General features: G+C 66.2%; 10 protein-coding genes and 1 pseudogene. 5 read left to right on the forward strand and 6 right to left on the reverse strand.

Going from position 1 to position 13478, the window contains the following annotated elements; translation table 11 throughout:
• Positions 1 to 104 precede the first annotated feature (104 nt).
• Complete coding sequence (locus AKN84_RS42955) at positions 105 to 941, reverse strand: protein-disulfide reductase DsbD domain-containing protein (RefSeq protein ID WP_050426378.1); 837 nt, start codon at positions 939 to 941, stop codon at positions 105 to 107.
• A gap of 136 nt (positions 942 to 1077) precedes the next feature.
• On the opposite strand from AKN84_RS42955, the gene AKN84_RS42960 reads away from it, so the two are divergent.
• Entirely contained in the window at positions 1078 to 1737 is a 660-nt protein-coding gene (locus AKN84_RS42960) for a YqgE/AlgH family protein (protein ID WP_050426379.1), read from the forward strand.
• 217 nt (positions 1738 to 1954) lie between these two features.
• Here AKN84_RS42960 and AKN84_RS42965 read toward each other — a convergent pair whose 3' ends face one another.
• Positions 1955 to 2842, reverse strand: coding sequence for a TauD/TfdA dioxygenase family protein (locus AKN84_RS42965; RefSeq protein ID WP_050426380.1), 888 nt, complete (start codon positions 2840 to 2842; stop codon positions 1955 to 1957).
• 102 nt (positions 2843 to 2944) lie between these two features.
• A complete protein-coding gene (locus AKN84_RS42970; RefSeq protein ID WP_050426381.1) occupies positions 2945 to 3724 on the reverse strand; it encodes an SDR family NAD(P)-dependent oxidoreductase in 780 nt (259 codons plus the stop codon).
• A gap of 190 nt (positions 3725 to 3914) precedes the next feature.
• Between AKN84_RS42970 and AKN84_RS42975 the strand changes: the two genes are divergently transcribed.
• Together AKN84_RS42975 and AKN84_RS42980 are read left to right on the forward strand one after the other, a co-directional pair.
• Positions 3915 to 4649 carry an SDR family NAD(P)-dependent oxidoreductase gene (locus tag AKN84_RS42975; protein WP_050426382.1) on the forward strand — a complete coding sequence of 245 codons (735 nt, stop codon included), beginning with the start codon at positions 3915 to 3917 and terminating at the stop codon, positions 4647 to 4649.
• Positions 4650 to 4720: 71 nt separating this feature from the next.
• Positions 4721 to 5098, forward strand: coding sequence for a CsbD family protein (locus tag AKN84_RS42980; RefSeq protein ID WP_050426383.1), 378 nt, complete (start codon positions 4721 to 4723; stop codon positions 5096 to 5098).
• Positions 5099 to 5260: 162 nt separating this feature from the next.
• Here the strand turns inward: AKN84_RS42980 and AKN84_RS42985 are convergent, their stop codons facing one another.
• Complete coding sequence (locus AKN84_RS42985) at positions 5261 to 6991, reverse strand: SGNH/GDSL hydrolase family protein (RefSeq protein WP_050426384.1); 1731 nt, start codon at positions 6989 to 6991, stop codon at positions 5261 to 5263.
• Positions 6992 to 7329: 338 nt separating this feature from the next.
• Positions 7330 to 8711, reverse strand: a pseudogene (locus AKN84_RS42990) (lytic murein transglycosylase).
• Positions 8712 to 8935: 224 nt separating this feature from the next.
• Between AKN84_RS42990 and galU the strand changes: the two are divergent.
• Positions 8936 to 9811: a UTP--glucose-1-phosphate uridylyltransferase GalU gene (gene galU / locus AKN84_RS42995; protein ID WP_050426385.1), complete on the forward strand. Its 876-nt coding sequence runs from the start codon at positions 8936 to 8938 to the stop codon at positions 9809 to 9811.
• Positions 9812 to 10068: 257 nt separating this feature from the next.
• Here the strand turns inward: galU and AKN84_RS43000 are convergent, their stop codons facing one another.
• On the reverse strand, positions 10069 to 11025 hold the full coding sequence (locus AKN84_RS43000) for a hydrogen peroxide-inducible genes activator (RefSeq protein WP_050426386.1): 957 nt from the start codon (positions 11023 to 11025) through the stop codon (positions 10069 to 10071).
• Between the two features lie 118 nt (positions 11026 to 11143).
• On the opposite strand from AKN84_RS43000, the gene katG reads away from it, so the two are divergent.
• Positions 11144 to 13309 (forward strand): catalase/peroxidase HPI, encoded by a 2166-nt coding sequence (gene katG, locus AKN84_RS43005; protein WP_050426387.1) that lies wholly within the window; start codon positions 11144 to 11146, stop codon positions 13307 to 13309.
• Positions 13310 to 13478: the final 169 nt, after the last annotated feature.

Here is a 13478-nt window from a genome sequence, read left to right on the forward strand (position 1 = left end):
ACAAATGTTGCTTGGGAGCACGCTGTGGCCCCAGCCTGCCTCGAACAGCCGCCGCGGAATATGGGTCCTGGCCTTCGCCAGGACGACGATAGGAGAGGCGGGCGTCAGTTCAAATTGATATTGAATTCGTAGCTCTTGTCGCCGCCGACCAGGGTCAGCTTCAGCGCGGCGCCGTCCGCCTTGGCGCCGGGCGGCAGGCCGTCGAGCTCGAACGAGAAGCGCTTCACGCCCGGCGGCGCGTGCTCAACGAGCTTGGGCACTGGGAGCGCCCAGTCCGGCGTTGGCCCCTCGACGAACAGGCTGAGGTCCTTACTCTCCGGCGCGGTGACGTCGACCAGCACGTTGTTGCCGTCGCGCTTGACGTCGCGGATCGTGAACGGGGCGGGATCGCCGATATTGGCGGGCTTCGGCACCGCGTTGAGCGCTTCCGACAGCGCAGCGTCCTCGGTCGAGGCGACGCTCGCGAACGCCAGCTCGGCCTTCGCCTCCACCGGCACGCACAGCTTCTCGCACACCGCGTAACTGATGTCGGCGCGCAGCACCAAGGGCTTGTCGGGATTCTTCGCGACGATGCGCAGCGGCAGCACCACCTGATGCTTGTAGCCGAGCGAGGTGCCGCCCGCGCCGTCGTCGAACCGGCGCGGCGCCGGCCACATCACCGTGACTGCATCGACATTGTCCGACTTCGAGAAATCGAACCGCGGCGGCACGCCGGAATCGCCCGGCGTCCTCCAGTAGGTTTTCCAGCCGTCCTGCAACTGGAAAGCGATGCCGCCGAGCAGCACCGCGCCGCTGCGCGATCCCGCCAGCAACCGCACCGCGGAATGGGTGTCCTGCTGCCACGGCGAGGCGTCGTCGGCGCGAACCTCCGCGGCTACGGATGCGACGGAAATCAAGGCGGCAACGCCAAATGCGGCACGCATGGGAACTGTGACGATCATGAGACGTCTTTACCTGCAACTTTCGGTGCAAACCATTGAATTGCTTGTGATGCATCGCCGCACTGCGGCCGATGGTTGATTGACAGAACCGCCACCCAATATCAGGATGCCAAATCAGCAGGAAAGGCCTTTGCGGATGCGCCCTGAAGGCAAAACAGGCAAGACTCGCAAGACCGCCGCCGGCAGAAACCCGGCCGTCGGTCCCCACGCCACCGATGATGGCTATCTCGATGGCCAGATGCTGATCGCGATGCCTGTGATGAACGACCCGCGGTTCGAGCGCTCCGTGATCTACATGTGCGCGCATTCGTCGGAAGGCGCGATGGGCATCATCGTCAATCGCCCGGCCGGCAGCATCGATTTCCCGGGGCTGCTGGTGCAGCTCGACATCATCGAGAAGTCGGACCAGATCCAGCTGCCCGAGAATGCCGAGATGATGAAGGTGATGAAGGGCGGCCCGGTCGACACCGGCCGCGGCTTCGTGCTGCATTCCAGCGACTTCTACATCCAGGACGCGACGCTCAACATCGACGACGGCATCTCGCTGACCGCGACCGTCGACATCCTGAAGGCGATTGCCAAGGGCGCCGGCCCCAAGCACGCCATCCTCGCGCTCGGCTATGCCGGCTGGGCGCCGGGCCAGCTCGAGAACGAGATCCAGCACAATGGCTGGCTGCATTGCGACGCCGATCCCGAGCTGATCTTCGGCACCGACGTCGACGAGAAATATGCGCGGGCCCTGCGCAAGATCGGCATCGAGGCCGGCATGCTCTCCAACGACGCCGGGCACGCGTAATAACCTGCCGCCGCGATAGAACGGCCTTCCCACATCACCGGTGTCGTCCCTGCTTTCGAAAGCAGGGACCCATAACCACCGCATGGTGTGATGGAGTTCGCTGTTGCCACAGCGTCGCGCAACGACCGCGTCCTGTGGTTATGGGTCCCGGGTCGCGCTTGCGTATGGGTCCCGGGTCGCGCTTGCGCTTGCCCGGGACGACAGCTGTTTTGCGGCGTTACTCCGCCGCTTCCTGCGCCACCGTCGGCTGGGTGCCGGCCACCGTGGCGCGGCGCATGTCGCGGGGCTGCGACTGGTCGTAGCGGCGGACGCGGTGCACGGTCTGGCGGTTGTCCCACATCACGAGGTCATGCAGGGTCCATTTGTGGACATAGACGAATTCCGGTTGCGTTGCGTGCTCGGTGAGGTCGCGCAGCAACAGCCGCGCCTCCGGCATGCTCATGCCCCTGATGGCGCCGGCGTGCGATGACAGATACAGCGACTTGCGGCCGTGGACCGGATGGGTGCGCACCAGGCGCTGCAGCACCGGCTTGAACATCTGCTTCTCTTCCTCGGTGTAGTCGAGGAAGCCGAGCGAGCCGCGCGAATACATCAGCGAGTGCTCGCAGATCATGTCCTCGATCTCGGCCTTGGTCTCGTCGTCGAGCGCGTCATAGGCCGCGCGCATGTCGGCGAATTCGGTGTTGCCGCCCTTCGGGTTCACCACGCGCGCCGACAGCAGTGAGAACTTCGCCGGGATCGGCCGGAACGAGCTGTCGGAGTGCCACAGGCAGTTACCGAGATTGAACAGATGGGTGCGATGATCCTTCGGCAGCGGCTTGCCGTCCTTGCCGAGGTTGCCGACATCGTTGAGCCCGGAGGAGAGGCGGTAGTCTTCCTTCTTCGTCACGGTGCCGCCGCGCGAGTGCTCGCGCTCGCCGAAGTTCAGCGCGAACGCCATCTGCTGTTCGTCCGTGATGTCCTGGCCGTGGAAGACGAGCACGGCGTATTTGTCCATGCCGGCCTCGATGTCGGTCGCTTCCTGCTTCGTCAGCGGCTTGCGCAGATCGACGCCGGAGACCTCGCCGACGAAATGCTTGTGAAGCTGGCGGATCAGGACCGTCATGGCGTAAATCTCCCCGTGCTTTGCGGGCGGTTGTCCCGCTTCCTTTGACGAGAAGGCTACTCCCGACGTGCGCGCTGTCAACGCTTCGCAGTGATGCGCGGGTCAGGCATTCCGCGCCATCAACCCGCCGTCGACAGGGATCACGGCGCCGGTCAGGAAGGATGCGGCGGGCAGGCACAGGCTCAGCGTCATGTGCGCGACCTCTTCCGGATCGCCATAGCGCGCGAGCGCGGTGCGGCGCTTGGCGTAGAGCGTCTTGTGCTCTTCGGAGATGCGGTCGGTAATCCCTGTGCGGATCGGGCCCGGGCAGATGCAGTTCGCGGTGATGCCTTCGCGCCCCAGTTCCACCGCGAGCGAGCGGGTCAGGCTGGTGACGCCGCCCTTGGCCGCGGAGTAGGGGCTGTGCAGGCCTGTTGCACCGAGCGCTTCGGTCGAGGCGATGTTGACGATGCGCGGCGAGCGCGACTTGCGCAGATATGGCAGCGCGGCGCGGATGATGCGCGGGTGCGCCGTCAGCATCACGGCGATGCCTTTGGCCCAGGCGTCCTCATAACCGGGATCGTCGATCGGCACCCGCACCGAGATGCCGGCATTGTTGACGATGATGTCGAGCCCGCCGAAATGCGCGGCGACGTCGTTGACGACCCTGGTGATGGCGTCGCGATCGCTGACGTCGAGCGTCCAGGCCTTTGCCGAGCCGCCGTTCGCCGAAATCTCTTTCGCCACCGCCTGCGTGCCGTCTTCGGTGAGGTCCGTGACCGCGACATTGGCGCCTTCATCGGCGAACACGCGTGCGGTGGCGCGGCCCATGCCGCTGGCGGCGCCGGTGACGAGAACGGTGAGGCCCTTCACCGAACGGCTGAGCTGCTTGAATTCGGACACGACGGACCTCCCGTTGATTTTTTTGCGTTATGCGAGCTGCAACGCTGGCACCGATCGAGAGAGACGTCAAACCGGTGATCCCTTATCGGCGCGCGCGCAGCGCGTTAACGCAAGTTTTGCGTGGGCTTTTGCGTTGGCTTTTCGGAAAGGATCATGCTCAATCAAGAAAACAGCACGAGAGAGGAACGCGATGAACGAGCTCGATTTCAGCGGCAAGCAGGTACTGGTGGTCGGCGGCTCCAGCGGCATCGGTAACGGCATCGCGCAGGCCTTCCGCGCCAAGGGCGCGCGCGTGGCCGTGTACGGCACCCGCGCGCAGGCGAGCGACTATTCGAAAGAGGAGGGCTCGCATCTCGACGGCCTTGCCTATGCGCAGCTCGACGTCTCTGATCCGCAGGCGATCGAACGCCTCACTCCGGCGTTCGATCGGCTCGACGTGCTGGTGCTGGCGCAGGGCGCGGTGATTTACCGCCGCGGGGAATTCGAGATGGAGGGTTTTCGCAAGGTGCTCGAGGTCAACCTGATGAGCCTGATGGCCTGCGCCACCAAATTCCACGCGATGCTCGGCGCCGCGAAGGGCTCGCTGATCATCGTGAGCTCGACCGCGGCCTATCATTCCACCATGGGCAATCCGGCCTATAACGCCTCGAAGACCGGCGCCGTCGGGCTGACGCGCACGCTTGGCGAGGCCTGGGCGGAGAACGGCATCCGCGTCAACGGCATCGCGCCGGGCCTCGTCGACACAAAGATGACCAAGGCGACGACCGCGAATCCAAAGCGGCTCGAAGGCGCGCTGGAGCGTATTCCGCTGAAGCGTCTCGGCACGCCCGCCGACATGGCCGGCGCCGCGCTGTTCCTGGCCTCGCCGCTTGCGTCCTACATCGTCGGACAGACCATCGTCGTCGACGGCGGGCTCATTCTCTAGCTCCAGAAAGCTACAGGAACCTGCGCGAGGTTCCGCGGTTGGCTCCCTGACAATTTCAGGGAGCAGATGTGATGGACAAGGATCGGATTTTCGGAACGGCGAAAGAATTCGCGGGCAAGGCCGAAGGCGCCGTCGGCGATGCGACCGGCGATGCGGAGACCCAAGCATCGGGCCGCGCGCGCGAAGCCGCCGGCACCGTGCAGGATCTCTACGGCCAGGCCAAGGATGCCGCGCGCGACGCCGCCGATAGCGCGGTCAACTACGCCAAGGACGCGTATGAGCATCGCGGCGAAACCATCCGCGGCGGGCAGAAGGCGATGGCAAGATCGGTGCAGGACAATCCGCTCGGCGCGCTCCTGATCGCCGGCGGCATCGGCTTTGCGCTGGCGCTGTTGATGACGCGCCAGCCGCGCCGCCCGCCGCCGTCACGCTGGCGCTATTACGGTTAGGACATCTCACCCACCGTCATTGCGAGGAGCGAAGCGACGAAGCAATCCATTTCTCCGCTTGCGGAGCGATGGATTGCTTCGCGGAGCCTGTCATCCGGCGGCGCTTTGCGCCGACCGGGTGACTCGCAATGACGTGGATGTAGCGTCGTTTACCGCCGTCGCTTACTGCCAGGGGGCCCCCGGCCCTGCGGCCCGCTGTCCGACGCTGCGCGGCGGACGCGGCGGAGCCACCAGCGGGCGCTGCTGCGGCGCGCCGAAGCCGAAGAAGTCACGCAGCCAAGGCTGCGTCTGCGGCTGCTGTTGTGGCTGGGCCTGCGCCGGACGGAACACGCGCTTCTGCGGCTTCGGCGCGGTGATGATCGAACCGTCGGGCGCGATCGCCGTGGTCGAGGGCGGCGGATTCGCAGGTCCGCCCGTCGCGGGTGCAGTCGGCGCCACCGCAGCAACCGGCACGTCGCCCTTGGCCTGCTCGCGGCCGATCTCGCGGCGCGGCCAGGCGAAATCATCGGCGCGGCCGGCGGGCGGCGCCAAGGCCTCGCCCTTCACCAGGGTGCGCGCGGCGAGCGCATCGACCGCGGCCGGCCGCGAGCCGGGGCCGCCGAGCAATTGATCGGTGCCGACCGTCGAGGCGACCAGCGGCAGCACGGGGCCGGCCAGCGGCCGCGGCGCCGGCTTGCCGGGTTCGGTGCTGGTCTCGGGCGTTGCCGGTTCGCTCGGCAGCGCGATGGGGCCGGAGCGCACCGCGAGCAGGCGGGTCACCTCGCGCTCGACATAGTGGGCGAGCTTGCGCGCGCCGGCCTTGGTGAAGAACACGCCGTCATCGGAGCGCAGCTTGCGCGGCTGGCCTTCGAAGTCCGGGCCCTTCTGCATGAAGCGGCCGGCCTCGTCGACAAAGCCGTCCCAGACGTCGACATAGGTGATGCCGGCCTTGCCGGCGCCGTCGCGATAGAGCGCGTCGAGGAACAGCATGTCCGACGTGCCCTTCTGGCCGCGGATCGCGGGGAGGCCGACCCACAGCACCGGCACGCCCTTGCTCTTCAGCACGTTGATCAGTTCCTCGATCTTCTTGCCGTAGAGCTCGACCCAGCGGTCGTCGCGGAAGTCATAGAGGCCGTTGGGCGAGCGCGCGGTCTTTTCCGGCGCGGCCTGCGAGTCGCTCTCGGCGTCGTCGGCCGCCGGCTCGGTCTCGGCCGGCTTATTGTCGGCCTTGCTATCGGTCTTGCCATCGGTTTTGGCGGCGGCATCGGGCTTGTCGCCAGGCTTTGCGTCCGACTTGCCGCGCGCGTCCTTTTTCTCGTCCTTCTTGTCGACCTTCTTCTCGACGACCGGTTCGCGGATCGCGGTGCGGTCGTTGAGGCCGAGCATCACGACGATGGCGTCGGGGTTCTCGGTGGCGAGAATGCCCTTCGCGGCGGCGGCCCAATCCGCCGGGTCGCCCTTGGGCTGATAGCGGATCAGGCCGGACACCGTCTTTGCCTTGCGGATCACGCCCATGTCGGGCTGGTCGGAATAGGCATCCTCCAGGCCATAGGCGAGCCAGTCGGCCATCGCGTCGCCGATCACGAGTACGTTGCGCTCGGCGGCGGCCTCGCGCTTGGCCGGCGCTGGCGCGCGCGAGAAATCCTCGCGCGGCCGCTGCTGCTGTGGCTGAGCTTGCGGGTGCTGCTGCTGGAACGGCGCGAAGAAATCGCCGCCAAACCAGCCGCCTCCGCCACCACCGCCGCTTCGTGGCGGCGGCGCGCGGCGCTGGGGTGCATCACCGAAGCCGGGGAAGCCGAAGAACTGCGCCGACGCCGGCTGCGCAATGCCGATCAACAGCGCAAGCGCCACCGCCAGCGCGACCAACGGCCCGGCTTCGGTGAATAGGCGCAGGAAGGACTTCGGCTCTCGCATCGGGTTCGGTCGCAAATGATCTGGAAGTACGTGAGCATACTAGCGGAATCGGGCCGCAAGCGGGCAGCTTTTCCACCATAAATCGGGTGCCTCCGGCCGCCGTCAAGGCGGGCGGCAAATATCGGATTTCACGGTTACTTTCGGGGGCGGGGGGCTGGGCGGTTGCCGCGACGGAACTGCACTCCCTCTCCCGCTTGCGGGGGAGGCCGGGGTGGGAGTGGTCACCGCGATGGGACCAGTCATTCTGCGGAGAAAGCCCCCACCCGGATTGCATCTTCGATGCAATCCGACCTCCCCGCAAGCGGGAGAGGTGGGAGCAAGAGCCGTAACCCGCAGCCCTACCGCCCCCGCAGCCGCTCCAGCACCTCGGAGGTGGCAAAACCGTCGGCCGGGGCGCCGATCGAGACCTGGAAGCCGCGCAGCGCCTCGCGGGTCTGGCCGCCGAACTGGCCGTCGGGTGTGCCCTTGTAGAAGCCGCGCTGGGCCAGCAGCTGCTGCAGTTCCAGCCGCTCGGCGCGCGACAGCACCCGCTCCTGGCGCGGCCAGGGCTGCACGAACGGCGCCCCGCCGCGCAGCCGATCGGCGAAATGGCCGATCGCGAGCGCATAGGCCTCGGCCGGGTTGTACTTCATGATCACCCGGAAGTTCTGCAGCATCAGGAAGCCCGGCCCCTCGGCGCCCGCCGGCGCCAGCAGATAGGCCTTGTCGGATGACCGCGGGAACGGCTGGCCGTTCGGCCGCTTGACGCCGAGCTGCTCCCATTGCGACAGCGGCATCACCTTGGCGCGGTCGGCCAGCATGTAGTTCAGGCCTTGCGGCAGCACGACCTCGTAGCCCCAGCTCGCGCCCGCCTGCCAGCCGTCCTTCTTCAGATTGTTGGCGGTCGAGGCGATCAGGTCGCTGGGATTGTCGACGACGTCGCGGCGGCTGTCGCCATCGCCGTCGACGGCATAGCGCTTGAACGCGGTCGGCATGAACTGGGTCGGGCCGAATGCGCCGGCCCAGGAGCCGCGCATCTGCTCGGGCCTGAGATCGCCGCGGTTGAGGATTTCCAGCGCCGACAGGAATTCGTCCTTGAAATAGGCCTGGCGGCGGCCGATGCAGGCGAGCGTCGCGGTCGACTGCACGACGCTGCGATCGCCCATCTGGGTCGAATAGTTCGACTCGATGCCCCAGATCGCCGCGATGATATAGCGGTCGACGCCATAGGCTTTCTCGGTCGCGTCGAACTGCGGCTTGTATTTGGCAAGGATCTCGCGGCCCTTGGCGAGCCGCGCATCGCTGACCAGGATGTCGAGATAGTCCCAGATCGCCTTGGTGAACTCCGGCTGCGAATCCAGGAGGTCCATGATGCGCAGGTCGGGCTGCAGGCCGGCGGTGAAGCGCTCGAAATTCTGCTGCGTGATGTTGCGCCGTGCGGCATCTGGCCACATCGCGGCGACGCAATTCGGGAAGTCCGAGGCCGCCTGGCGGATCGCGGCAGCGGTCATCAGCGGATGGCCGGAGGCGCCGTCTTCCCCGCTCCACGGCGGCGCGGCGCCGTCCTGCCCGGTCGCGCCTGCGGCGGCGTTGCGGCATTCGGTCCGGAAAAGATGCTGTCGATCAGGTTGGTCAGGCCGTTGCCCGCCGATTGAGCCTGCGTGCTGCCCGGCAGCAGCAGCGCCAGCGCGATCAGGCTCGCGCTGAAAAGCCTGGTCCGTGATGTTCCCATCGAGCGCATTTGTCGTGTGCCTGTCAAAAAACGTGCTGTTCCAGAAGGACCCGGGACGGTTTCCAATAACTTAACATGGGCGAGATTTCGTCGCCGCCCGCATTGGCTGACGGGAACGGCGGAATTAAGCCGCACCACACATCCGCCTTTGTTGGCGGCTGCAAAACGAGGTACCAAGGTGCGATTCATTTCGCGCCGTCGTCCCACCCATTTCAAGGGCTCCCGATAATCCCATGAAGATCCGCAAAGCCGTCTTTCCCGTCGCCGGTCTCGGTACCCGCGTGCTGCCTGCCACCAAGGCGATGCCGAAGGAGATGCTGACGATCGTCGACAAGCCCCTGATCCAGTATGTGGTCGACGAAGCGAGGGAAGCCGGCATCGAGCACTTCGTGTTCGTCACCGGCCGCAACAAGGGCGTCATCGAGGATCATTTCGACCGCATGTTCGAGCTCGACACCACGCTCGCGCAGCGCGGCAAGAAGACCGAGCAGGACATCCTGGCGCAGAACCAGCCGGAGGCCGGCGCGATGAGCTTCACCCGGCAGCAGGCGCCGCTCGGGCTCGGCCACGCGGTGTGGTGCGCGCGCGACATCGTCGGCAACGAGCCGTTCGCGGTGGTGCTGCCGGACGAGCTGGTGCTGAACACGCCGGGCTGCCTGAAGCAGATGATCGACGCCGCCAACAAGCTTGGCGAGAAGTCCAACGTGATCGCGGTCGAGGCGGTGCCCGACGAGCTCACCCATCAATACGGCATCTGCGGCGTCGGCAAGCGCACCGGCAACATCTTCGAGGTCGACGGCATGGTCGAGAAGCCGCCGAAGGGCACCGCGCCGTCGAACCTGTCGATCACCGGCCGCTACATCCTGCAACCGGAGATATTCAACATCCTGGCAACGCAGGAGCGCGGCGCCGGCGGCGAGATCCAGCTCACCGATGCGATGATCGGGCTCGCCAAGACGCAGAAATTCTACGGCGTCGAGTTCGAGGGCGAGCGCCACGATTGCGGCTCCAAGCCCGGCTTCCTCCGCGCCAACATCGCCTTCGGCCTCAAGCGCCCCGAACTGCGCGACGGCCTGATCGCCGAGATGAAGAAGTATCTGGAGAAGTGAGGGGCGGGCAGGTCACGCGCATGCGCGGGTTGATGACGCCGATGTTTTGAATCGAGAACCGTCCCCATCGTCGTCCTGGCGAAAGCCAGGACCCATTACCCCAAATGCGCGTCGTTGCGCGACGCTGGGGCCCACGGTCCCGTTCACAATCAAATGCGGTGGTTATGGGTCCTGGCTTTCGCCAGGACGACGGCTGTGAATGTGGCGCGACGTGTTGCCTCAAACGAGGAATATGTCCTGCCGCAACGCAATCGCAATCACCCAGCCTTCCTTCGCCCTGCGCGTTTCGCCGGCTCCTTCGCGCCACCTTCCTTCGGCGCGCGCAACTCCCGGGCGGCGAGGCTGACGACGTCCGCGATCTGTTGCAGCTGCGAGGCGAGCGGCGAGGTCTTGCGCCAGACCATGCCGATGGTGCGCGAGGGCTGCGGGTGCTTGAAGCGCGACACCGTGACCGGTGCCGAGCGCGTCTCGACCGTCACCGCCATCTCGGGAATCAGGGTGACGCCGATGCCGGCGCCGACCATCTGCACCAGCGTCGACAGCGAGCTCGCATCCAGCACCTCGCGCGGCGGCGAGGACTGCATGTTGCAGAACGACAGCGCCTGGTCGCGGAAGCAGTGGCCTTCCTCGAGCAGCAACAGCCGCATCTCGCGCAGCATCTCGGCGCTCGGCACCGGCGTCTTGGCATCCTCGCCCGGCCGCACCAGCAGGAAATTCTCTGAGAATAGCGCGACCTCGGTCAGCGACGGCTCCGACACCGGCAGCGCCACGATCGCGGTGTCGAGCCGGCCCTCGGCGACCTCCTTGATCAGCTTCGGCGTCAGCGTCTCGCGGACATGGATGTCGAGCTCGGGATGCAGCCGCGCCAGGGTCTCGATCACCTTCGGCAGCAGATAGGGCGCAATCGTCGGGATCATGCCGACGCGCAGCCGTCCGGCGAGCTTGTCGCGCGAGGCGCGCGCGAAGTCGCCGAGCTCGTCGACCGAGCGCAGGATGTCGCGCACGCGATGCAGCAGTTCCTCGCCGAACGCCGTCAGGGTGACCTGGCGCACGCTGCGTTCGATCAGGACGCCGCCGACCGCCTGTTCCATCTCGCGGATCTGCATCGACAGCGCCGGCTGCGACACCGCGCAGGCATCCGCGGCGCGCCCGAAATGCCCGTGCCGCGCCAGCGCATCAAAATACCTCAATTGCCGGAGTGTGACATTTATCATCAGATTATCTTATTGCCGCGATCATTAAAGTCAATTTCACCTGATGGATTGAGGCGCGTAGAATCATTGTTGGAAGAGCTCCAGCACATTCCAGAATCCATCACCTCGGAGAAGAAACATGGACGCAAAAACCGACGAAGGCGCGGGCAAATGCCCATTCACGGCAGCCCCTCGCGGACACACGAATCGTGACTGGTGGCCGAAGTCGCTGGACGTTCAGGTCTTGCATCACAACTCCAGCCTGTCGGATCCGATGGGCAAGGGGTTCGACTACGCCAAGGAATTCAAGACCCTCGACCTCAACGCCGTGATCAAGGACCTGACGGCCCTGATGACGACGTCGCAGGAGTGGTGGCCGGCGGACTTCGGCCATTACGGCGGCCTGATGATCCGCATGGCCTGGCACTCGGCGGGCACCTACCGCATCAGCGACGGCCGCGGTGGCGCCGGTGCCGGTCAGCAGCGTTTCGCCCCGCTCAACAGCTGGCCCGATAACGCCAACCTCGACAAGGCGCGCCGGCTGCTCTGGCCGATCAAGCAGAAATACGGCCGCAAGATCTCGTGGGCCGACCTCTATATCCTCGCCGGCAACGTCGCGCTGGAATCGATGGGCTTCAAGACGTTCGGTTTTGCCGGTGGCCGCGCCGACGTGTGGGAGCCGGAAGAGCTGTACTGGGGTCCTGAAGGCACCTGGCTCGGCGACGAGCGCTACAGCGGCGAGCGTCAGCTCTCCGAGCCGCTCGGCGCGGTGCAGATGGGCCTGATCTACGTCAACCCGGAAGGCCCGAACGGCAACCCCGACCCGGTCGCCGCCGCGAAGGACATCCGCGAGACGTTCTTCCGCATGGCGATGAACGACGAGGAGACCGTTGCGCTGATCGCCGGCGGCCACACCTTCGGCAAGACCCACGGCGCGGGTGATCCGTCGCTGATCGGGCCGGAGCCGGAAGGCGGCGCGCTCGAGGATCAGGGCTTGGGGTGGAAGAGCAAGTTCGGCACCGGCGTCGGCGCCGACGCGATCACCGGCGGCCCCGAGGTCACCTGGACCCAGACGCCGACGAAGTGGAGCAACCACTTCTTCGACAACCTGTTCAAGTACGAGTGGGAGCTGACGAAGAGCCCCGCGGGTGCGAAGCAGTGGAAGGCGAAGGGCGCGGCGGCCGACATTCCGGACGCGTTCGACCCGTCGAAGAAGCACGTCCCGACCATGCTGACCACCGACCTCTCGCTGCGCTTCGATCCGGCCTATGAGAAGATCTCGCGCCGGTTCTACGAGCATCCGGATCAGTTCGCGGACGCCTTCGCCCGCGCCTGGTTCAAGCTCACGCATCGCGACATGGGCCCGATCCAGCGCTACCTCGGCCCGCTGGTGCCGAAGGAGACGCTGATCTGGCAGGACCCGGTGCCGGCGCTCGATCACGCCGTGATCGACGACAAGGATATCGAGGCGCTCAAGGCGAAGATCCTCGCCTCGGGTCTGTCGGTGTCCGAACTGGTGTCGACCGCCTGGGCTTCGGCCTCCACGTTCCGCGGTTCGGACAAGCGCGGCGGTGCCAACGGTGCGCGCATCCGTCTCGCCCCGCAGAAGGACTGGGATGTCAACGAGCCGGCGCAGCTCAAGACTGTGCTGTCCAAGCTCGAAGCCATCCAGAAGGAGTTCGGCAAGAAGGTCTCGCTCGCCGATCTGATCGTGCTCGGCGGCGCGGCTGCGATCGAGAAGGCGGCAAAGGACGGCGGCACCAATGTGAAGGTCCCCTTCACGCCGGGCCGCACCGACGCGTCGCAGGAGCAGACCGACGCCCACTCCTTCGCCCCGCTCGAGCCGCGGGCTGACGGCTTCCGCAACTATCTCAGCGGCAAGCCCCAGGCCATGCTGCCCGAGGAGGCATTGGTCGATCGTGCCCAGCTGCTGCGGCTGACCGGACCGGAGTTGACGGTCCTGGTCGGCGGCCTGCGCGTGCTCGGCGCCAATGCCAACAAGTCGAAGCACGGCGTCTTCACCGGCAAGCCGGGAACGCTGACCAACGACTTCTTCCTCAACCTGCTCGACATGGGCACGGTGTGGAGCGATGTCGGCGAGGGCCTCTATGAGGGCCGCGACCGCAAGACCAACGCGGTGAAGTGGACCGGCACCCGCGTCGACCTGATCTTCGGCTCGCACTCGCAGCTGCGCGCGTTTGCCGAAGTCTACGGCGCGTCGGATGCCAAGGAGCAGTTCGTGAACGACTTCGTCGCGGCCTGGGCCAAGGTGATGAACGCCGATCGCTTCGACCTCGTGAAGTAAGCGGCCGGCAACGGCAATCAGGGACAGGGCGGCGCTTCGGCGCCGCCCTGTTTCATTTCAGGGGACGCTGGTTCGAAGACGAAGGGCTTTCCGCTTTGCTCAGTCGTGCAGCTTCATGTCGCGGATCATCTCCTCGAACTCCGCCTGCGTCGGTGCCGCCAGCGGCGCT

It is taken from the genome of Bradyrhizobium tropiciagri, assembly GCF_001189845.1.
GTDB classification, from domain to species: domain Bacteria; phylum Pseudomonadota; class Alphaproteobacteria; order Rhizobiales; family Xanthobacteraceae; genus Bradyrhizobium; species Bradyrhizobium tropiciagri.